Origin of the sequence: Paraburkholderia sp. SIMBA_030, assembly GCF_046535245.1 — a bacterium.
GTDB lineage: Bacteria > Pseudomonadota > Gammaproteobacteria > Burkholderiales > Burkholderiaceae > Paraburkholderia.
In genome coordinates this window covers 1-242 of the sequence record NZ_JAWRXB010001453.1, presented here as the reverse complement: position 1 = coordinate 242, position 242 = coordinate 1, and the positions used below count along the sequence as shown (strand labels likewise).

General features: G+C 50.4%; 1 protein-coding gene. It reads left to right on the top strand.

What is annotated here, in order from left to right; all coding sequences use genetic code 11:
- Positions 1 to 242 (top strand): class I SAM-dependent methyltransferase (locus SB772_RS44840; protein WP_410839132.1); only part of this gene is annotated, 242 nt, incomplete at both ends.

Below are 242 nucleotides of genomic sequence, written 5' to 3'. Positions count from 1 at the left end.
AACGCATTTGATATTGTTATCAGCCGTTATTCTGCCCATCACTGGCATGATGTTGGTGCAGCACTGCGTGAAGTGAGCCGGATATTGAAACCTGGCGGTAGGCTGATTGTGATGGACGTAATGTCTCCGGGCCACCCAGTGCGCGACATCTGGTTACAGACGGTAGAAGCATTACGCGATACCTCTCACGTACGAAACTACGCCAGCGGTGAGTGGTTGACGTTAATCAATGAAGCCAATCT